The organism is Microbacterium sp. NPDC055599 (assembly GCF_053618975.1).
Genome location: NZ_JBSHIM010000014.1, coordinates 32639 through 52523 on the forward strand (window position 1 = coordinate 32639; position 19885 = coordinate 52523).

Genomic DNA, 19885 nt, shown 5'->3' on the forward strand with positions numbered 1-19885 from the left:
CTCGCGTCCCTCCGCCGGGAGGGGCGCGAGCGACGAACTATCCTGGAGGGATGGGTGCACTGTCTGATGCGAAGAAGGCCTACCGTCTGCTGCGACGGGCACTCGAGTCCCGCTCTGCCGTGCAGCGCGTGCGCCGTCGGCTCGCCGAACGGGAACCCTATCCGCCCGAGCACTTCCAGATCGCGGTGTACTTCGCCGACGGTGCGGTCAACATGTACCAGATGCGCCAGTGGTACCGCCCCCTCGCGGAGCTCTCGAAGCGCTGGCCCGTCGTGGTGCTCTCGCGCCAGGCAACGGGAGCCGAGAAGCTGCTCGACGAAGATGCGCCTCCCGTCGCGTTCGTGCCGAAGGTGCGCGATCTGGAGCGTTTCATCGCGACGCAAGACATCCGCATCGTGCTGTACGTCAACCAGAACACCCGGAACTTCCAGATGTTCCGCTACGGTCGCCGCTGGCACGTGTTCATCAACCACGGCGAGTCCGACAAGATGTACATGACCACGAACCAGTACAAGGCGTACGACTGGGCGTTCGTGGCAGGGCAGGCCGCCCGCGACCGGCTGTCGCGCACGCTGTGGGACTACGACGTGGACCGTCGCACGATCGAGATCGGCCGCCCGCAGGCCGACCACTACTCGGGCGTGCTGCCCTACGCACCCGACGACAGGATCGTGGTGCTCTACGCGCCGACGTGGGAGGGCGACCGGCCGAGCGCCCACTACGGGTCGATCGCCTCGCACGGCGAGGCGCTCGTGTCGGCGCTGCTCGCGAGCGGCCGTCATCGTGTGATCTACCGGCCCCATCCGCGCAGCGGTGTGGTGGACGAGGCCTACGGTGCCGCGCACCGCCGGATCCTCGCGGCGATCGCCGCCGCCAACGCGGCCGATCCCGCCGCGCAGCACGTGTACGACGACGGTCCCGAGCTGGGGTGGCAGCTCGCGGCGGCCGATGTCGCGGTGGTCGACATCTCCGCGATGGTCTACGACCGGCTCGCAGCAGGCAAGCCGCTGATGATCACCCGCCCCGTCGACCCGGAGGCCGCCGTCGACACCACCGGCTACCTCTCCGATTGCGAGTGGCTGACGGTCGAGGGTGCGACTGACATCGTCTCCGAGGTCGACCGGGTGCGGGCCGACGAGGCGGCCGTCGCGCGGCTGCGCATGTGGGTGCAGCACTACTTCGGCGACACCACCCCCGGAGTCGCGACCGCCAAGTTCCACGGGGCGATCGAACAGCTCATGCAGGAGTGGGATCGCTGGCGCGCCCACGAGGTGGGAACCGTGCGCGACGATCAGAACGACGACGACGAGGAAGCCGAGGACGAGGACGCATGAGCCTCGATCTGCCGCGCACCGCCGCAGTCGCCTCCCGGCTCGTGGTCGTCGAGGCCACCGGCTCGACGAATGCCGACCTGCGCGCTTCCGCGGCAGATCAGCGGGCCTGGCCGCACCTGTCCGTGCTCGTCACGGAGGATCAGACGGCGGGGCGCGGACGCCTGGATCGCACCTGGGTCGCGCCCGCCGGTACCGCGCTCGCGGTCTCGGTGCTCCTCCGTGACCTTCCCCGTGATCCGGCTGTTCGCGGCTGGATCCCGCTCGCCGCCGGGCTCGCACTGGCCGATGCGGTCGCCGCACAGCTGCCCGCCTGCGAGGTCGCCGTGAAGTGGCCCAACGACGTGCTGGTCGACGGTGCGAAGATCTCCGGGATCCTGGCGGAGGCGACGGCCGACGCCGTGGTGGTCGGCGCAGGGGTGAACACGCGCATGTCGCGGGAGCAGCTGCCGGTGCCGACAGCCACCTCGTTCGCAGCGCAGGACGCCGCCGTCGACGAGGACCTGCTGCTCGTCACCTACCTCACGGGGCTCGACCAGTGGCTGACGGCGCTCGCCGCGGGGGAGGACGCCCTCACCAGTGGCCTGCACGCCGCGGTGACGGCGCGCTGTGCGACCGTCGGCCAGGCGGTGCGCGTCTCGTTGCCCGACGGCAGCTCGCTCGAAGGAACCGCCGGCGCCCTCGACCCGGACGGGCGGCTGCTCGTGGTCGCCGACGGCGCGACGCGCGCGGTCTCCGCGGGCGACGTGGTACACGTGCGGCCCGCGTGACGCGGGGACACGCCGCCCGGCGACCGGCGTTGTCGGTCTCCCGGGGCACAATGGTGGGGTGACCCAGCCCGTGACGCTCGGCGGGCGGCCGCTGATGCCGCCGCCCGGGGCCCCCGCCGAAGAGCTGCTGATCGCGCGCTTCCGTAGCCACGCGCGACGCCTGTTCTGGTCCGCAGTGGTGCTCATCGCGACGTTCGGGCTCACTGCCTACCTGTACGACAACCTGCCGGCCGGGTTCGAGAACTGGATGCTGCTCGCCGCAGCCGGCGCCGTGGTCCTGCTCGCGGTCGTGGTCCCCTTCGTCGTCTGGTACTCGCGCACCACCACCATCACGACGCGACGGGTGATCGCGCATCAGGGCATCGGTTCCCGGCAGCGCAGGGAGATGTCGCACGCGCGTGGGTACACGATCGGGGTGCGCCGCGGACCGCTCCAGCGCCTGTGGGGGTGCGGCACCGTGACGCTGTCCAACGGCGTCGACGCTCCGCTGCGGCTGCCGAACGTCCCGAACGTGACCCTGGTGCACGAGACGCTGGCGGACCAGATCGAGGTCGGGCAGATCCTCGCGCACCGCGACGCACAGGCCACCGCCGACGACACCGACGCCCTCTGACCCGCGGTCCCTCGCGCGCCCTCGAGTGCGGAAGAATGGGACCAACGAATGGAGGCGGCACATGGCGTTGCGCGTTGGCGTGATCGGCGGAGGACAGCTGGCACGGATGATGATCGCTCCGGCGGTCGAGCTCGGGATCGACCTGCGGGTGCTCGCGGAGGACGAGGGCATGTCCGCCGGGCTCGCGGCCACGGCCGTCGGCGACTACCGCGACCTCGCGACGGTCCGCGCGTTCGCCGAGGGCGTCGACGTCATCACCTTCGATCACGAGCACGTGCCGCAGGACGTGCTGCGGGCCCTCGTCGCCGACGGCGTCGCGGTGCACCCGGGGCCCGATGCGCTCCAGTTCGCCCAGGACAAGCTCGCGATGCGTGCCCGTCTCGCCGACCTCGGGGTGCCGCAACCCGAGTGGGCGGCGGTGCGGAACGTCGCCGAGCTGCAGTCCTTCCTCGACGCCCAGGGTGGCGCGGCCGTGGTCAAGACCCCGCGGGGCGGCTACGACGGCAAGGGCGTGCGCGTCGTCCGCTCCGCCGACGACGCACGGGACTGGCTGGACGCCCTCGGTGAGGGGGAGGCACTGCTCGCTGAAGAGCTCGTGCCGTTCGTCCGCGAGCTCGCCCAGCAGGTCGCCCGGCGCAGCGGGGGAGAGATGATCGCGTACCCCGTGGTCGAGACCGTCCAGCGCGATGGGGTGTGCGCCGAGGTCATCGCGCCCGCCCCGGCCGCCGGCGATCGGCTGGTCGAGGTGGCGGAGGGGATCGGACGCACCATCGCGGAGGGTCTCGGCGTCACCGGCATGCTCGCGGTCGAGCTGTTCGAGACCGACGACGAGCGCATCCTCGTCAACGAACTGGCCATGCGTCCGCACAACAGCGGGCACTGGAGCCAGGACGGCGCCGTGACCGGACAGTTCGAGCAGCACCTGCGCGCGGTCGCCGACCTGCCGCTGGGCAGCACCGCTCCTCGCGCGTCGTGGTCGGTGATGGTGAACATCCTCGGCGGCCCGATCGGCGCCACGCTCGACGAGCGCTTCGCGTCGGCGATGGCGGAGCACCCCGGCGCCAAGATCCACACGTACGGCAAGGCGCCGCGTCCGGGTCGCAAGGTCGGACACGTCAACGTCGCCGGGGAGGACCTGGACGACGCGGTGTACGTCGCTCGGGCGGCCGCCGCGCACTTCGCGTGACGCGAGGCGGACGGGACCTGGACGCAGCCGCGTGCCGCTGGGGTGTTCTCCCAGCGCGAGCCCGTAGCCTGTTCTGGTGACAGAGCCACTTCACTCCTCCGCTGCGCCCGTGGTCGGCGTCGTCATGGGGTCCGACTCCGACTGGCGCGTCATGAGTGACGCCTCACAGGCCCTGACGGACTTCGGGATCCCGCACGAGGTCGAGGTGGTCTCGGCGCACCGCACGCCCGACAAGCTCATGTCGTATGCGCGGGAGGCCCGCGCGCGAGGGCTCCGCGTGATCATCGCGGGGGCCGGCGGAGCGGCCCATCTGCCCGGGATGCTCGCGTCGATGACGCCGCTGCCCGTGGTCGGTGTTCCCGTGCCGCTCGCGTACCTCGACGGCATGGACTCGTTGCTGTCGATCGTGCAGATGCCGGCGGGGATCCCCGTGGCGACCGTCTCGATCGGCGGGGCCCGCAACGCCGGCCTCCTGGCCGCCCGCATCCTCGGCGCCGCCGACGCGGAGCTCGCCGACCGGGTCGAGGCCTACGCGGCCGATCTCGAGTCGCAGGTCGCGGCGAAGAACGAACGGCTGAAGGACTCGCTGTGACCCTTGCGCCTCCGCGCGCACGACAGCGCCCGATCATCGAGACCCGGCCGCTGCGGCACCCGGACTCCACCGACCCCGGGATGATGTCGAAACGCGGGTGGTGGCTCATCGCGATGAACCTTCTTCTTCCGGGGTCCGCTCAGGTGCTGGCGGGCAACCGCCGTCTCGGTCGGTTCGGTCTCGGCGCCACGCTCACGGCCTGGCTGCTGGTGATCGTGACCGTCGGTCTCGCCCTGTTCGCCCGACCGGTCCTCCTGTGGCTCACGGTCGCCGGCGGGTTCTTCTCCGCCGTGGTGCTGACGATCGTCCAGGTGCTGCTGGTGGCGTACGTGGTGCTGTGGATCGTGCTGACCCTCGACACCCTGCGCCTCGTGCGGCTGGTAAAGGTCCCCAACCCCTCGCGGCTGGCGATCCCCGTGGTGGCGCTCGTGCTCCTCGGCCTGGTCGGCGGCGCCGCCGGTTACGCCGCGACATCGGTGGGATCCGTGCGGGGAACCGTCGGGGCGATCTTCGGGCAGAGCGGACCGAGCCTCCCGCCGAGCGACGGCTACTACAACATCCTCCTGCTCGGTGCGGACAGCGGGGACGGCCGCGACTCCATGCGTTTCGACAGCATCTCGGTCGTGTCGGTGAACGCCGAGACCGGTGCGGTCACGATCACGGGCATTCCGCGTGAGCTCCCGAATGCGCCGTTCAGCGACGGCAGTCCCATGCAGGCGCAGTACCCGAACGGATTCGAGGGGCACAGCTCGTCGACCTGCGGGTGGAACGGCTGGATGAACCACGTGCGTTACGCCGCAGAGGTGTGCCGGGACGACGGAGGAGCGGAGCTGTACCCGAAGGCGGTCGCCCAGGGCTCCGAGCCGGGCATCGAAGCGACGAAGGATGCCGCCGAGGGCGTCCTCGGGATCGAGATCCCGTACTACGTGTTCGTCGACATGCACGGCTTCGCCGACCTGGTCGACGCGCTGGGCGGGGTCGATATCAACGTCACCGAGCGTCTCCCGAAGGGCGGTCCGCCCGAGGGATGGACCGGGACGGACGTGAACGAGTGGGCGATCGGCTGGATCGAGCCGGGCCAGCAGCACATGGACGGCGACACGGCGCAGTGGTACGCCCGCTCGCGCTACACGACCAGCGACTGGGACCGCATGAAGCGGCAGCGGGAACTTCAGGAGGCGATCCTGGCTCAGTTCACGCCGCAGACCGTGCTGACGCGGTTCAACGAGGTCGCCGCGGCCGGCACGGCGTTGATCAGCACCGATCTGCCCCAGGACAAGCTTCCGGAGTTCTTCGATCTGATGCTCAAGGCGAAGGAGCAGCAGGTCACGACGATCGAGCTGACCCCGGATTCGGGCGTGGACGAGCACAACCCCGACTACGGGTACATCCACCAGATGATCCAGCAGGCGCTGCACCCGCCGACGTCGACCCCCACGCCCGGCCCCTGACGGAGGGGGCTCGCTCCGCGTGGGCATGGCGCAGCCCACGGGCGACGCTCCCGAGGGTCGTCGCCCGTGGGCGTCCGGTGCAGCACCGGATTCGCCAGACGACGGTGATCGGAGGGGGAGGGATCACCGTCGTCCAGCCGACCACCGCGCGAGGCGGCAGCCAGGCTCAGGCGCGCTTGCGGCGAACGATCCCGGTGGCGACGAGCGCCCCACCGGCGACCAGGGCGGCAGCTCCACCGCCGAGCACCCACGGCGAGACCGAGCCGCCGGTGAGCGCGAGCTCCATGCCGCCGCCGGTCAGGGGCAGCTCGGTACCCGCGGGTGCGACGGCAGGGTCGTGATCGCAGCTGGACGCGGCGTCGTGGCCGTGCGACACGGTGATCGTGGCGGTGTACGGACGCGAGCCCCCGAAGGCGACGGCGTAGGAGCCCTCACCGTCGGCCGGCGGGCGGAACGTCAGCGTCATGCTGCCGTCGGCGCCGGCGGTGTTGCCGGAGGTCGCGGCCTTGCCCGCGTTCTTGCCGGAAACGGAGACCGCCACGTTCTCGGACGGCAGGAAGTACCCGGGGCCGAAGACGATGGTGGAGACCTCGCACACGTCGATGATCGGGTCGCCGACCTTCACACCGGGAGGCGAGGGGTACGAATCGCTGGATGCGTCCGGAATCGTCGGCGCAGCGGTTGCGATGGTCGGCGCGACGAGTACCAGCGCGCCAGCGGTAAGGCTGATGGCAGCCAGTTTCTTCAGCATGATCTCTCCCCAGAAATGTCACGCGGAATCGCCTCCGGACACACCCCTGCGTCCGACTGCGTGAGGTCTCCTGCCCCCACGGCAGGTTCACAGACCCCAGTTATTCCCCAGTGAGATGACAGTACCCCATTCGAGGGAGATTGTCACGAACCGCAGTGGAGTGTGTCCTTGGTCAGCTCCGGCCCCGTGATCAGGGGGGTGTGCAGCACCTCGGTGAGCCGCTGACCGGCACCCGTGCCCTGGAACTCGACGGTGATGGTGGTCGACTCGCCGGGCGCCAGCTGCACCTCGTGCTGCACGACGGACCGGTCGCCGAGCATCGCCGTCTGCACGCCGTCGTCGTCCCCGTCCCTGTCCACATGGGACGGGGTGGCGCCCTCAGGGCCGTACACCGCGATGAGCGTGCGCACGGTGCCGGGCGGCACGCCGTAGAAGCCGTCGCCCGTCACGTACGGCGGCAGGGAGGTCGCCGCGTCGGCGGGTGCGGTGTTCGTCCAGGTGACGGTGATCTGCGTGGTCGGCTCTCCGTCGCAGCGCCCGACGGCGGTCGCGATCGTGGCGCGCGTGTAGTAGTCCATCTTCGCGCCGGTGCCGTCGTTGAAAAGCACGCCCACGTGACTCGTGTCGGCCGAGTCCGGGGGGATCGTGCCGCCGAGGGCGCTCGCGGCGAGCAGGGTCTCCTCGTCCTCGTGCGCGCTCCAGATGCGGATCCGACCCTCGCCCGCGGCATCGGCCAGCGCGCCGATCAGAGCCTGGGGATCGCCGCCCGACAGGGCTGCTCCGAACAGGCCGCCGGCTGCAAGAGCGAAGATGTCATCCTGTGCCACGGGGTCGGGGACGGCCGCGTAGATCTCCGACAGCAGAATGCTCGTGATCGTGTCGGACGTCGCCGTGAAGGGCCCGAACGTCAGGTCGCCCGTGACCTCCATCAGATGCTCGGCGACCAGGGCGTCCACGGCGATCACCCCGTCGACCTGGCCGCCGAAACGCCCGACCCACCGTGCCGCGATCGTCTCGCCGGCCTCGCGGAAGTCGGGGATGCTGGTGATGTTCTGCAGGAACCGTCCTGGGCGATCCTCGAACAGCGCCGTGGTGGACTCGCTCACCGGGAGGGGGACATCGAGGGCGGGGAAGTCGCGCGTGGATGCCTGGCTCTGCAGGGTCACCCGCCCGTTCTCGGCGTGCAGCAGGGCGATCGAGCCGATGATGCCGCCCGAGGAGCGCAGCTCGGCGTTGTTCTGCATCGCGAGCACGTACGTGCGCGGCCCGTCGCCGCCCAGCATCGTGGGCAGGAGCACGGCAGCGCCGTGCAGCGAGCCCACGACCGTCGCCGCCTGCGTGACGGATCCTCGCATCTGACGGATGGCATCGGCGAGAGGGGGCAGCGTCGCATCGGCGTCGATGCGCTTGGCTCGGTCGTCGGCGGAGGTGAGCGACGCCGCGGCGGCGGCCAGGGGCTCCTCGACCTGGGCGAACGGCGCGAGGTTGATCGCGCCGTCGGTGAAGCCCAGGCTCGACAGGTCGAGATCGGCGCCGACCTGCAGCAGGGGTCGCAGCGCCTCGGTCGATACGTCATCCGCGATCTCGGCGATCTCGCTGACCGCCTGGAAGTTCGGACCGACCCACGGCAGGACGCCGAACGCGTGCCAGATCGGATCGGAGGTGAGGTCATGGGCGGAGGCCGCGTTGCGGGCGATGGCATCGGAGATGGGCTCCGCGCCGTCGAGATCGCCCTCCGCGATCGCCTGCTTCAGCTGGGTCGCGCCCTTCGCGACCTGACGCAGATCGTCCACCGCGCCGATGCCGCGGACCGTGACCCAGCCGATGGCGATCACGAGCAGCGTCAGGAGGATGCCGATGGTCCATCCGATCCATCGGCGTCGGGCAGGAAGTCGGCCATCGCTCACTCGAGCATTCAAGCACGGTGGGTACGCGCGAGGCCATGGAGCGCGCACGTGAGGTCATGCGTTGCTGTGGGAACGCTGAAATTGCGGACCGGCGGGCGGTGCGCTCCACGGCTCCGCAGCATGCCGCGGTTAGCCTGAACCCATGGGTGCTCGGCTGCGTGTGGTTCTGGATCAACTGGTGCACGTCGTGGACCAGGACCAGGCCACGGCGGCACGTGAGCTGACGGCGGGGCTCGTCGCGACGGCCCCGTCCGGCTGCGCGGTCGACGCGATCGTACCGGCGGGCGCGCAGGTGGACGTCGCCGGGGTCGACGAGGTGCGCACTCTCGGTCTCGGTCGCCGGGAACTGGCGGCCTCGTGGCAGCTGGGCATCGCTCCGGGTGTGGGCGGCGGGATGATCCACGCGCCCACGCTGATGGCGCCGCTCGTGCGCCACGACAGGGTGCACGACCACGATCAGACCACCGTGACGGTGTGGGACCTGTGCGCCTGGGACGACCCGGGCGCCCTGTCGAAGTCGGCCGTGGCCTGGCAGCGCGGCATGCTCCGCCGTGCCGCGCGGCACGCGGACGCCGTGGTCGTGCCGACCCACGCCGTGGGGGAGCGTCTGGCCGAGATCGCCCGACTCGGCGACCGGATCCGCGTCATCGCCGGCGCACCGCCGCACGATTTCGCCGTGCCTGCCGACGCCGAGTCCCGGCGGGGCGCGCTGTCCCTGCCGTCGGAGTACATCGTCCTGACCGGATCGGCGGACACCCTCGCGGCGGGGTTCCGTGGAGCCGTCGCCGCCGGCGTCGATGCCGTGGTGCTCGACGCCCCGGAGGGCTCGGAGCCGCGGCTGGCCGAGGTCGCCTCCGCCGCAGGCCTGCCCGAACGGCGCGCGCACGTGCGCGGTGCGCTGTCGGCAGCGGACCGCGCTGCCGTGCTCTCGGGGGCGTCCGCCTATGCGGCGACGAGGACGGTCGCGGGGTGGCCGTGGCGCGCCGTCGAGGCGCTCACCGTCGGGGTGCCCGTCGTGGCGAGCGATACCGGGTGCCACCGTGACGTGATCGCGGACGGCGGGATGTTCGCCGCGCCGGACGACCTGCCCGACGCGCTCGCCGATGCGGCGGGCAACGGTTCTGCGCGCTTGCGGGTGCTCGCATCGGACCGCTCGCGCGCGTTCTCCTGGGCGGGCGCGGCGGAGAGGGTGTGGAGCCTGCACGCCGACCTGTGAACGGCTGAGAAGACGCTGCACAATCGGGCGACACGCCGAATTCCCCTGGTGGAAACGTCGCAACAGTGGCATCATCCCGCAACTTCCGTCACACTGGTCACATGTCTCGACGTGCCCCACGCTCGCGAAACACCCTGAGGACCTCCCGACTCCTCACCTGTTTCCTCGCCGTCTCCGCCCTCCTCGTCGGCACCGTCGTGCCGGCCACCGCCGCGACGGCCGCCGCTTCCGCTTCCGCGCCCGTCGCCCGCGCGGTCGGCGCCCCCGCGGCGTCGGGGATCGCGAAGAGCACGCTCGCCGGCTTCACGCCCGGCAACATCATCAGCGACGCCGTCTTCACCAACAAGGACACGATGACGGAGGCGCAGATCCAGGCTTTCTTCAACGCGCGCGTCTCGCGGTGCCTCGGCGGCACCGACGAAGACGGTCGTCCCATCGTGTGCATCAAGGACTTCAAGATGACCACGGTCACTCGGGCCGCCGACCAGTACTGCGATGGATACACCGGTGCCGCGAACGAGAGTGCCGCGCGCATCATCTACCGTGCAGCGCAGTCGTGCGGGATCAACCCGCAGGTGCTCATCGTGATGCTCCAGAAGGAGCAGAGCCTGGTCAACCACACGTGGCCCAGCGCCTGGCGCTACGACATCGCGCTCGGACAGGGCTGCCCGGACGACGCGCCCTGCGACCCGCAGTACGTCGGCTTCTTCCACCAGATCTACGGCGCCGCCCGCCAGATGCAGATCTACATGGAGGGCAAGTGGTTCCAGTACTACGCGCCCGGCCGCACCTGGAACATCCTCTTCAACCCGAACCGCGCGTGCGGCTCCTCGCCGGTGTACATCGCCAACAAGGCGACCTCGGCCCTCTACTACTACACGCCGTACCAGCCGAACGCCGCGGCGCTGCGCGCCGGATACGGTGACGGCGACACCTGCTCGGCCTACGGCAACCGCAACTTCTACAACTACTTCACCGACTGGTTCGGCTCCACCCAGGCGCCCCAGGTGCCCTCGCTCGCCTCGGTCAGCTCCTCGTCGTACATGGTCGGCGTCGACAGTGCCGGCGTGCTGTGGGGATACCCGTTCGCGAAGAACGTGTGGGGCAACCGCAAGCAGCTCGCGAGCGGCCTGACCGGGGTCAGCGCGGCCATGGTGGTCGGCGATCTCGACGGCAGCGGCACGCGCGACCTCATCATCCGCCAGGGCAACGGCGTCTCGGTGATGCGCGGCAGCGGCGCCAGCTTCTCGGCACCGCAGTCGCTGAACCTGGACTGGAGCGGCGTGGTGCTCTCCACCGCCGCGGGCGACCTCGACGGCGACGGCATCCCCGACGTGCTCACCACCGCCAAGAACGGCGACCTCATGCTGTGGCGCGGCAACGACAAGGGCGGCCTCCTGCCTGCGATCCGCGTCGGCTGGGGGTGGGCAGGCATGAACATGCTCGTCGGCAACATCGACCTCAACGGCGACGGCAACCCCGACCTCATCGGCAGGGACGCCGCCGGTCGACTGTTCGCCTACTACGGAGACGGCGGCGGCGGCTGGACCGGCTCCCGTCAGCTCGGGCAGGGCTGGGGCGGCATGACCGCGATCTTCGTGCCGGGCGACTTCACGGGCGACGGCGTCAACGACGTGGCGGCGCGCACCGCGAACGGCGACCTCTACATGTACCCCGGCGACGGACGGGGAGCGATCACGTCGAGCGGCAAGATCGGCAACGGCTGGCAGATCCTGTCGGCGCTGACCGGTTCGGGCGACCTCGTCACGAAGCCGCGGGCCATGCCATCGGGCGTGGGCGACGTCGACCGTGACGGCGGACCCGACGTGCTCGGGCTCACGGCGCAGGGGAACCTCAACCTCTACCGCGGAAACGGCGCCGGTGCCTGGCGCGGCTCCCAGCAGATCGGCTCGGGGTGGACGGCGGGCGACCGACTGATCCCCATGGGCGACTTCAACGGCGACGGGTACCGCGACCTCGGTCGGGTGACCCCCGACGGACGGCTCTGGCTGATCCCCGGTGTCGCGGGCGGCTACGGGCAGCCCGTCGTGATCGGCAACGGCTGGCAGAACCACACGCTCCTCGTGGGCGGCATCGACTTCGACGGCGACCGCAACACCGACATGATCGCGCGCAACTCCGCCGGCCACCTCGTGTACTACCGCGGTGACGGCAGGGGCGGCTGGGCGAGCCAGGCCATCCAGATCGGCTACGGCTGGGGCGGCTTCGACATGGCCGTCAACGGCGGCGACTTCGACGGCGACGGTCGGGCGGACCTCATCATGCGCACGACCGACGCGCGCCTGTGGGTGTACCCGACCAACGGCACGGGCGGCTGGGGCACCCCGCGTCAGATCGGTGTCGGGTGGGGCGGCTTCAACGCCCTGTTCAGCCCCGGCGACTTCGACGGCGACGGCACCTCCGACCTCCTCGGGCGGCACACGAACGGCAACCTCTACCTGTTCCGCGGTGACGGCCGTGGCGGCTGGGGCGCGAGCGGCGTGATCGGGAACGGCTGGAACACGCTCACCGCCCTCGGCTGAGCGCGTGCCGTGAAGGCGTCCGGACGGGTGCCATAGGATACTGGAGTGCGCCGCGGCGACCGCCGCCGCAGCTGAATGAGTGGGGCCGTGACAGATACCCGAGATCTTTTCGCCGTCGTCCCGCGTTCCTCCTTCGACACCCCCGGCACGAGTCGCGGTCTGATCGATGTGGTGCGCTGGCGGTATCTGCTGTACCTGCTCGTGCGGACCGGCGTCACCACCCGCTACCGCAACTCGGTGCTCGGCTGGACCTGGTCGTACGTGCGACCCGGGGCGCAGTTCCTGGTGTTCTGGGTGGTCCTCGGACTGTTCCTCAGCCTGAACAGGAACATCGAGAGCTACCCCGTCTACCTGTTCTCGGGCATCGTCGTCATCAACCTCTTCTCCGAGGCGTTCAAGAACGCGACGACGTCGATCGTGAACAACGCCCCGCTCGTGCGGAAGGTGTTCCTGCCGCGGCAGCTCTTCGCCGTCTCCGCCGTGCTGGTGGCGTTCATCCACTTCCTCCCGCAGCTGGCTCTGCTGCTGATCGTGTGCCTCTTCCTCGGCTGGATCCCCGGGATCACCGTGATCTCGGTGCTCGCCGTGCTGGCGGGCATCGTCATCGTCACGCTGTTCGCGCTGGGGCTCGGCCTGTTCTTCGGCGCGATCAACGTGCGGTTCCGTGACGCGGAGAACATCGTCGAGCTGCTGCTCCTGCTCGCGACCTGGGCCTCGCCCGTGCTCTACGCGTGGACGATGGTGCAGGAGGCCGTCCGCACGCTCGGCTGGCCGGACTGGATCCTCGAGCTCTACATGCTCAACCCGATCACGCAGGGCGTCGAGCTGTTCCACTACGCCTTCTGGCGTCCGGTCACCGAGACGACCATGCCCCTGCCGCCCGGCCTCGGCTGGAACACGCTGTGGACGTTCCTGATCGCCCTGGGCACGCTGCTGATCGGGCAGCTCGTCTTCCGCCGACTTGAGGGAAGGTTCGCGCAGGACCTATGAGTACCGCCATCGCCCCCCGCCCGAGCATCGTCGTCGACGGTGTGCGGAAGAACTTCACGCTGAACCACGCGCTGTCGCTCAAGGACACCGTGGTCGCGTGGATCCGACGTCGCAAGACCTCCAGCACCTTCGAGGCGCTCAAGGGGCTCGACCTCGTCATCAACGAGGGGGAGTCGGTCGCGATCCTCGGGCTCAACGGCTCGGGCAAGTCCACTCTCCTCAAGCTCATCTCGGGGGTCATGGAACCCGACGCGGGCGAGGTGCTCACGCGCGGCAGGGTCGCGGGTCTCATCGAGGTCGGTGCCGGCTTCCACCCCGAGCTGTCCGGGCGCGAGAACGTGTTCCTCAACGCGGCGATCCTGGGCATGCAGCGCAAGGAGATCGAGGAGCGCTACGACGAGATCGTCGCGTTCAGCGAGATCGAGCAGTTCATCGACCAGGAGGTCAAGCACTACTCCTCCGGCATGTTCATGCGGCTCGCGTTCTCCGTGGCGATCCACGTCGAGCTGGACGTGCTGCTCGTCGACGAGATCCTGTCGGTCGGCGACGCGCCCTTCCGGGAGAAGTGCCGGCAGAAGTTCGGCGAGCTGATCGCGCAGAAGAAGACCCTTGTCGTCGTGAGCCACGACATGGAGATGGTGCGTGAGCTCTGCACCCGAGGCGTGGTGATCAACAAGGGCGAGGTCGTGTACGACGGCGAGATCGAGGGCGCGATCGCGTTGGTCGACGAATGATCGGCGACTGGGTCGCGCAGTCGGGGCTGATCGCCCTGACGCTCCTCGTCTTCTTCGTCCCCGGTCTTCTGCTGGGCGCCGCTCTCCGTCTGCGCGGGTTGACGCTCTGGGCGTCGGCGCCGAGCCTCTCGGTCGGCACGCTCGCGGTGCTGGCCATCGTCTTCCCGTTCCTCGGGGTGCACTGGGGTCTCGCTTCTGTCGGCATCGCGGTCGCGGTCGTCGTGGCGGTGGTGTTCGCGGTGTCGCTGCTGCTTCGTCGCGGTCGCAGCGTGGCCGACGTGCCACGACGGCAGCCGCGGCACCTCGCGCTCCTGGCCGTCGGCCTCATCGTCGGCGGCGGCCTCAACGCGGCGCGATTGATGGCGTACGTCGGCACCCCGACCGCGATCTCCCAGACGAACGACGCCGTCTTCCACCTGAACGCGCTGCGCTGGGCCGCCGAGTCCGGCACGGTCTCGTCGCTCGACCTCTCCGGGCTGCTGGGCGGATCCACCTTCTATCCCGCGGCCTGGCACGCCATGACCTCGCTGGTGGCTCTGGACATCGGCTCGATCCCGGTCGCGGCCAACATCGTCGCGCTGGTGATCGCCGCGGTGGTGTGGCCGCTGAGCGTGTCGCTGCTCGCCCACGTCGTCAGCCGCGGGGATGCACTGGTCACGGCGCTGGCGGCCGGGTTGTCGGCGGGCCTGATGGCGTTCCCGCAGCTCATGTTCGAGTGGGGTGTCCTGTACCCGTACGCCCTCTCGCTCGCCGTCGTCCCCGCCGCGGTCGCCCTCACGATCGTCGCGGTGCGGTCGTGGCGGGGCGCACGGCGCGGTGAACGCCTTATGGCCGCTGCGGGTCCGGGCGTCGCCGCGCTCCTGGCGGTGACGGCGGCCACGCTGTCGCAGCCGTCGTCCGTGCTCACGTGGGGTGCGCTGGTCATGCTGTGGTTCTCCGGGAGCCTGCTGCTCGGCATCCGCCGCCCCGGCGCGCGCCCTGTGCTGCGGTGGAGCGTGATCGTGATCGGCTGGGCCGCGGTGGGCGTCGTGTGGCTCGTCCTGGCCTACCTCGCCGGACCGGTGCTGTGGCGGTCGTACCGCGGCGTGTTCGGCGCGATCGCCGACGTGCTGGTGAACAGCCACTCGCTGCTGCCCGCGGCGTGGGGGATGAGCGTGCTGCTGCTGGCCGGATTGATCGCCGCCGTGCGCGACCGGCGACTGCGGTGGCTGGCGGCGGGATGGGCCGGGTTCTCGCTGCTCTACATCGTGAGCGTCGGCACCGACCTTCCCTTCATCAAGAGGGCCCTCACTGGTCCCTGGTACGGCGACTCCTTCCGGCTCGCGGCGATGGTGCCGATCGTCGTCGTCCCCCTCGCCGCCTTCGGCCTCGCCATGATCGTGCGGATGGTGTCCGCCGCGGTCCCGAGGCTCACGGGAGCGCGTCGCGACGCGGTCGCGCTGGTCTCGCTGGTGGTCGTCGCCGTGGTCGGGATCGTCAACGTCGCGCTCTCCCCGGTGGTGCTGCTGCGCGTCGCGGACGAGACGGACGAGCAGTCCCGCTACGCGATGAACGCCGACAGCTACCTCTCCGACGACGAGTACCGCCTGCTCACCGAGCTTCCCGACCTCGTGTCGCGGGATTCGCTGATCATCGCGAACCCCTCCACGGGAGCCGGCTTCGCCTACGTGCTCGGGGAGCGCGACATCGTCCCCCGCACGTGGGCGCCGCCGCAGTCCGCCGCGTGGGACGTGATCGCCGCGCACCTGCGTGACGCCGCGGAGGACCCCGCGGTGTGCGAGGCCCTCGCCGCCTACGGCGACCCGGACTACGTGCTCGACTTCGGCATCGGCGGCACCGGTCCCGGCGAGTACCTCATGCCCGGCATGACCGACTTCGAGGACCGGCCGGGATTCGAGGAGGTCGCCTCGGAGGGTGACGCGAGCCTCTGGCGGATCACCGCCTGCGGCTAATCCTCGGGCTGGCCGTCGTCCGGGGCGGCACGACGCGCGCGATCCTGCGGGTCCTGCGACGCCTGCAGCAGCGCGAGCTTGCGCGCGAGCAGGGTGAGGCTGCGCTGCTGCGCGGCGTTCTTCCTCGACTGCGTGTAGACGAAGACCATGAAGATGACCACCAGCGCGTACAGCAGCAGGTCGGTGCCGCGCCCGACGCCCACGAGGTTCGCGACCCAGGTGAGCCACTGGGGGAACAGGATCGACACGATCGCCACGAGCACGAAGCCGCCGTACAGGAGACGGCGGATCGCCAGGTGGCTGTCCGCACCGGTCCGGCGCATGAACACGGCGCCGATGGCGATGACGGCCGCGATGAGAAGGATCTGGATCCACATGGCGTTCACCGCACGATCAGGTCGACGAGGATGTTGACGGAGTTGAGCACCGATTGGCCCTTCGATTTGGAGTAGTCGGTGTAGAGGAGCTCGACCGGGTGCTCGATCCACGGCAGCCCCGTGTCGCCGAGCTGCAGCACGATCTCGGTGGCGTGCGCCATCCGGTCCTGCTTGAGCTGCAGGCGCGCGGCGGCGTCGGCGCGGATGACGCGAAGGCCGTTGTGCGCGTCGGTGAGCTTGACGCTCGTGGTCATGTTGGTCACCCACACCGCGGTCTTCAGGATCACGCGCTTCATCCAGCCCGGGTTCGTCCGGTCGTCGAGGAAGCGCGAGCCGAACACGATCGCCGCGCCGCTGGCACGCGCCGCGGCGACCATCGCCACCGCGTCGTCGATGCGGTGCTGGCCGTCGGCATCGAAGGTCACGATGTACTCGCAGCCCGGCTGGGACAGGGCGTACTCGATGCCCGTCTGCAGGGCCGCACCCTGACCGAGGTTGATCGGGTGCTCGACGATGTGGGCTCCGGCGCGTCGAGCCACCTCCAGGGAGCCGTCGGTGGAGCCGTCGTCGATGCACACGATGTTCGGGAAGTGGGGGAGGACCCCCGCGATGACGCCGGCGATGACGCTTGCTTCGTTGTACAGCGGTACGACAACCCAGGTATGCGGGTCGGGAGTGGCTGGGTTGGTCACACCCCTATCCTCTCAGGAAACGCCTGTGCGAGCAGATAGGATGACCGAGTCCCCTTCCCGAGCCGCGAGGAGAATCCCGCATGCCCTCACCGACCGACGTCCGGATCGTCGATTCGGCCGATGTGTCCCCCGAGGCGAAGATCGGAGCAGGGAGCTCGATCTGGCATCTGGCCCAGGTGAGGGAAGACGCGCAGCTCGGCGAGAACTGCATCGTCGGCCGCGGCGCCTACATCGGCACCGGTGTCGTCATGGGCGACAACTGCAAGGTGCAGAACTACGCGCTCGTGTACGAGCCCGCTCGACTCGGCGACGGCGTGTTCATCGGACCGGCCGTCGTGCTCACGAACGACACGTACCCGCGGGCGATCAACGCCGACGGCACGCAGAAGAGCGCGCACGACTGGGAGCCCGTCGGCGTCACGATCGAGCGTGGCGCCTCGATCGGTGCCAGGGCGACCTGCGTCGCGCCCGTGACCATCGGCGCCTGGGCGACGGTGGCAGCCGGGGCCGTCGTGGTGAAGGACGTCCCCTCCTATGCGCTCGTGGCCGGGGTGCCGGCGCGCCGCATCGGCTGGGTGGGCGAAGCGGGCGTTCCCCTCACGCGCGCCGACGACGACAAGACCTGGGTGTGCCCCGCGACCGGCGGACGGTACACCGAGACAGACGGAACACTGACCAAGGAGACCGTGTGAGCGAGTTCATTCCCCCCGCCAAGCCGATCATCGGCGACGAAGAGCGCGAGGCCGTCGATCGGGTGCTGCGCAGCGGCATGGTCGCGCAGGGCCCCGAGGTCGCCGCGTTCGAGCAGGAGTTCTCGGCGCACTTCGTGCCGGGGCGGCCGTCCGTGGCCGTGAACTCCGGCACCGCCGGTCTGCACCTGGGTCTGCTCGCCGCGGGCGTCGGCCCCGGCGACGAGGTCATCGTGCCGTCGTTCACGTTCGCGGCGACGGGCAACTCCGTGGCCCTCACCGGCGGCACCCCGGTGTTCGTCGACATCGAGCCGGAGACCTTCACGCTCGACCCCGAGGCCGTCGCGGCCGCGATCACGCCCAAGACCAAGGGCATCCTCCCGGTGCACCTGTACGGTCACCCCGCCCGCATGCGCGAGCTGGAGGCCCTGGCCGCCGAGCGCGGCGTGGCCCTGTACGAGGACGCCGCGCAGGCGCACGGCGCCTCGCTCGACGGCCGCCCGGTCGGCTCGTTCGGCGACTTCGCGATGTTCAGCCTCTACCCGACCAAGAACATGACCAGCGGCGAAGGCGGCATGGTCACCACGGCCACGGACGAGATCGCCCGTCAGGTCAAGCTCCTGCGCAACCAGGGCATGGAGCGGCAGTACGAGAACGAGATCATCGGCTTCAACGCCCGCATGACCGACATCCACGCCGCGATCGGCCGGGTGCAGCTGCACAAGGTCGACGCCTGGACGAAGACCCGTCAGCAGAACGCGGCCTTCCTGGACGCGAACCTGCGCGGCGTGGTCGTGCCCCCGGTCGCAGACGGTGCCGTGCACGTGTACCACCAGTACACGGTCCGGGTGCCGGAGGACCGCGACGGCTTCGTGGCGGCGCTCAAGAACGAGCACAACGTCGGCGCCGGCGTGTACTACCCGATCCCGAACCACCGGCTGCCCTCGCTCACGCGCTTCGCCCCGGGCCTCGACCTCCCCGAGACCGAGCGTGCCGCCCGCGAGGTCGCCTCGCTGCCGGTGCACCCGTCGCTCAGCCAGGACGACCTCGAGCGCATCGTCACCGCGGTGAACGCCGTCGCGGGGGCAGGCGCCTGATGGCGGCGAATCTGCGCGCCGGACTGCTCGGCGTCGGGATGATGGGCCGCAACCACGCCCGCGTGCTGCGTGACGTGGAGGGCATCGACCTGGTCGCGATCGCCGACCCGGGCGGTGACCCGCACAAGGTCGCGGGCGAGCTCGAGATCCTCCCCGACATCGAGGCGCTCATCGCCGCCGGTATCGACATCGCCGTGGTCGCCGTGCCGACCGCGTTCCACGAGGACGCGGCGCTCAAGCTGGCCGACGCCGGGGTGCACACCCTCGTCGAGAAGCCGATCGCGCACTCGCTCGAGGCGGGGCGCCGGATGACGGACGCCTTCGCCGCCCGGGGCCTGGTCGGAGCCGTCGGCCACGTCGAGCGCTTCAACCCCGCGCTGCAGGAGATGCGACGCCGCCTGGAGGCGGGGGAGCTCGGTGACGTGTACCAGATCGCGACCCGCCGCCAGAGCACGTTCCCCGCCCGCATCGCCGACGTGGGCGTGGCGAAGGACCTCGCGTCCCACGACATCGACCTCACGAGCTGGGTCGCGCAGAGCGAGTACACCACGGTGTTCGCGCAGACCGCGCACAAGAGCGGACGCGACTACGAGGACATGATCACGGTCACCGGCCGGCTGGCCAACGGCGTGATCGTCAACCACCTCGTCAACTGGCTCTCGCCCATGAAGGAGCGCATCACGGTCGTCACCGGCGACCGCGGCACCTTCATCGCCGACACCGCGACCGGCGACCTGACGTTCTACGCCAACGGCACCATCCCGCTCGAGTGGGAGTCGATGCTCGCGTTCCGCGGCGTGTCCGAGGGCGACATCACCCGGTTCTCCTTCGCCAAGCGCGAGCCGCTGCGGGTCGAGCACGAAGCCTTCCGCGACGCCGTCCTCGGCAAGCCGAACGACGTCGTCACGATGGAGCAGGGCCTGCGCACGCTCGAGGTCGTCGAGGGCGCTCTCTCCTCCGCCGCCAACGGCGCATCCGTCGCCCTCTGAACGCG

General features: G+C 70.4%; 18 protein-coding genes. 14 read left to right on the forward strand and 4 right to left on the reverse strand.

Features of this window, described 5'->3' with window-relative positions:
• Positions 1–50: 50 nt before the first annotated feature.
• The 6 genes from ACWGQ1_RS14150 to ACWGQ1_RS14175 all read left to right on the forward strand — a co-directional run bounded on the left by ACWGQ1_RS14150 (position 51) and on the right by ACWGQ1_RS14175 (position 5943).
• Positions 51–1334, forward strand: a complete 1284-nt coding sequence (locus ACWGQ1_RS14150) for a CDP-glycerol glycerophosphotransferase family protein (RefSeq protein ID WP_136035935.1) — start codon at positions 51–53, stop codon at positions 1332–1334.
• Positions 1331–2101 (forward strand): biotin--[acetyl-CoA-carboxylase] ligase, encoded by a 771-nt coding sequence (locus tag ACWGQ1_RS14155; protein ID WP_241115289.1) that lies wholly within the window; start codon positions 1331–1333, stop codon positions 2099–2101. The genes ACWGQ1_RS14150 and ACWGQ1_RS14155 overlap by 4 nt, the downstream gene beginning before the upstream one ends.
• 58 nt (positions 2102–2159) lie before the next feature.
• Complete coding sequence (locus tag ACWGQ1_RS14160) at positions 2160–2714, forward strand: PH domain-containing protein (protein WP_168387224.1); 555 nt, start codon at positions 2160–2162, stop codon at positions 2712–2714.
• A 61-nt stretch (positions 2715–2775) separates the two neighbouring features.
• Positions 2776–3900, forward strand: coding sequence for a 5-(carboxyamino)imidazole ribonucleotide synthase (locus ACWGQ1_RS14165; RefSeq protein WP_136035339.1), 1125 nt, complete (start codon positions 2776–2778; stop codon positions 3898–3900).
• A gap of 124 nt (positions 3901–4024) precedes the next feature.
• On the forward strand, positions 4025–4492 hold the full coding sequence (gene purE, locus ACWGQ1_RS14170; RefSeq protein ID WP_136029996.1) for a 5-(carboxyamino)imidazole ribonucleotide mutase: 468 nt from the start codon (positions 4025–4027) through the stop codon (positions 4490–4492).
• Positions 4489–5943 carry an LCP family glycopolymer transferase gene (locus tag ACWGQ1_RS14175; RefSeq protein ID WP_452313166.1) on the forward strand — a complete coding sequence of 485 codons (1455 nt, stop codon included), beginning with the start codon at positions 4489–4491 and terminating at the stop codon, positions 5941–5943. Before purE ends, ACWGQ1_RS14175 begins: the two co-directional genes overlap by 4 nt.
• A gap of 166 nt (positions 5944–6109) precedes the next feature.
• Here ACWGQ1_RS14175 and ACWGQ1_RS14180 read toward each other — a convergent pair whose 3' ends face one another.
• Both ACWGQ1_RS14180 and ACWGQ1_RS14185 read right to left on the reverse strand, forming a co-directional pair.
• Positions 6110–6694: a hypothetical protein gene (locus ACWGQ1_RS14180; protein ID WP_136029937.1), complete on the reverse strand. Its 585-nt coding sequence runs from the start codon at positions 6692–6694 to the stop codon at positions 6110–6112.
• 143 nt (positions 6695–6837) lie between these two features.
• A complete protein-coding gene (locus tag ACWGQ1_RS14185; RefSeq protein ID WP_452313167.1) occupies positions 6838–8601 on the reverse strand; it encodes a DUF4012 domain-containing protein in 1764 nt (587 codons plus the stop codon).
• A 142-nt stretch (positions 8602–8743) separates the two neighbouring features.
• Here ACWGQ1_RS14185 and ACWGQ1_RS14190 point away from each other — a divergent pair, with 142 nt between their 5' ends.
• The 5 genes from ACWGQ1_RS14190 to ACWGQ1_RS14210 all read left to right on the forward strand — a co-directional run bounded on the left by ACWGQ1_RS14190 (position 8744) and on the right by ACWGQ1_RS14210 (position 16036).
• The gene (locus ACWGQ1_RS14190; RefSeq protein ID WP_136029933.1) at positions 8744–9817 is read left to right on the forward strand and encodes a glycosyltransferase; all 1074 of its coding nucleotides are present in this window, start codon (positions 8744–8746) and stop codon (positions 9815–9817) included.
• 101 nt (positions 9818–9918) lie between these two features.
• Positions 9919–12360, forward strand: coding sequence for an FG-GAP repeat domain-containing protein (locus tag ACWGQ1_RS14195; RefSeq protein WP_136029931.1), 2442 nt, complete (start codon positions 9919–9921; stop codon positions 12358–12360).
• Between the two features lie 87 nt (positions 12361–12447).
• Positions 12448–13350: an ABC transporter permease gene (locus tag ACWGQ1_RS14200; RefSeq protein ID WP_247981486.1), complete on the forward strand. Its 903-nt coding sequence runs from the start codon at positions 12448–12450 to the stop codon at positions 13348–13350.
• Positions 13347–14084, forward strand: a complete 738-nt coding sequence (locus tag ACWGQ1_RS14205; RefSeq protein WP_136029927.1) for an ABC transporter ATP-binding protein — start codon at positions 13347–13349, stop codon at positions 14082–14084. Before ACWGQ1_RS14200 ends, ACWGQ1_RS14205 begins: the two co-directional genes overlap by 4 nt.
• Positions 14081–16036, forward strand: coding sequence for a DUF6541 family protein (locus tag ACWGQ1_RS14210; protein ID WP_452313168.1), 1956 nt, complete (start codon positions 14081–14083; stop codon positions 16034–16036). Before ACWGQ1_RS14205 ends, ACWGQ1_RS14210 begins: the two co-directional genes overlap by 4 nt.
• Here the strand turns inward: ACWGQ1_RS14210 and ACWGQ1_RS14215 are convergent.
• A complete protein-coding gene (locus ACWGQ1_RS14215; protein WP_247981488.1) occupies positions 16033–16413 on the reverse strand; it encodes a DUF2304 domain-containing protein in 381 nt (126 codons plus the stop codon). The two genes, ACWGQ1_RS14210 and ACWGQ1_RS14215, sit on opposite strands and share 4 nt — an antisense overlap.
• Positions 16414–16418: 5 nt before the next feature.
• Entirely contained in the window at positions 16419–17105 is a 687-nt protein-coding gene (locus ACWGQ1_RS14220; protein WP_136029921.1) for a glycosyltransferase family 2 protein, read from the reverse strand.
• Between the two features lie 80 nt (positions 17106–17185).
• Here ACWGQ1_RS14220 and ACWGQ1_RS14225 point away from each other — a divergent pair, with 80 nt between their 5' ends.
• From ACWGQ1_RS14225 to ACWGQ1_RS14235, 3 genes are read left to right on the forward strand one after another with little or no spacing between them, the layout of a single operon-like run.
• Positions 17186–17797, forward strand: a complete 612-nt coding sequence (locus ACWGQ1_RS14225) for an acyltransferase (protein WP_136029919.1) — start codon at positions 17186–17188, stop codon at positions 17795–17797.
• Positions 17794–18891 carry a DegT/DnrJ/EryC1/StrS family aminotransferase gene (locus ACWGQ1_RS14230; RefSeq protein WP_136029917.1) on the forward strand — a complete coding sequence of 366 codons (1098 nt, stop codon included), beginning with the start codon at positions 17794–17796 and terminating at the stop codon, positions 18889–18891. Before ACWGQ1_RS14225 ends, ACWGQ1_RS14230 begins: the two co-directional genes overlap by 4 nt.
• Positions 18891–19880 carry a Gfo/Idh/MocA family protein gene (locus ACWGQ1_RS14235; RefSeq protein ID WP_136029915.1) on the forward strand — a complete coding sequence of 330 codons (990 nt, stop codon included), beginning with the start codon at positions 18891–18893 and terminating at the stop codon, positions 19878–19880. The genes ACWGQ1_RS14230 and ACWGQ1_RS14235 overlap by 1 nt, the downstream gene beginning before the upstream one ends.
• The last annotated feature ends 5 nt before the right edge of the window (positions 19881–19885 follow it).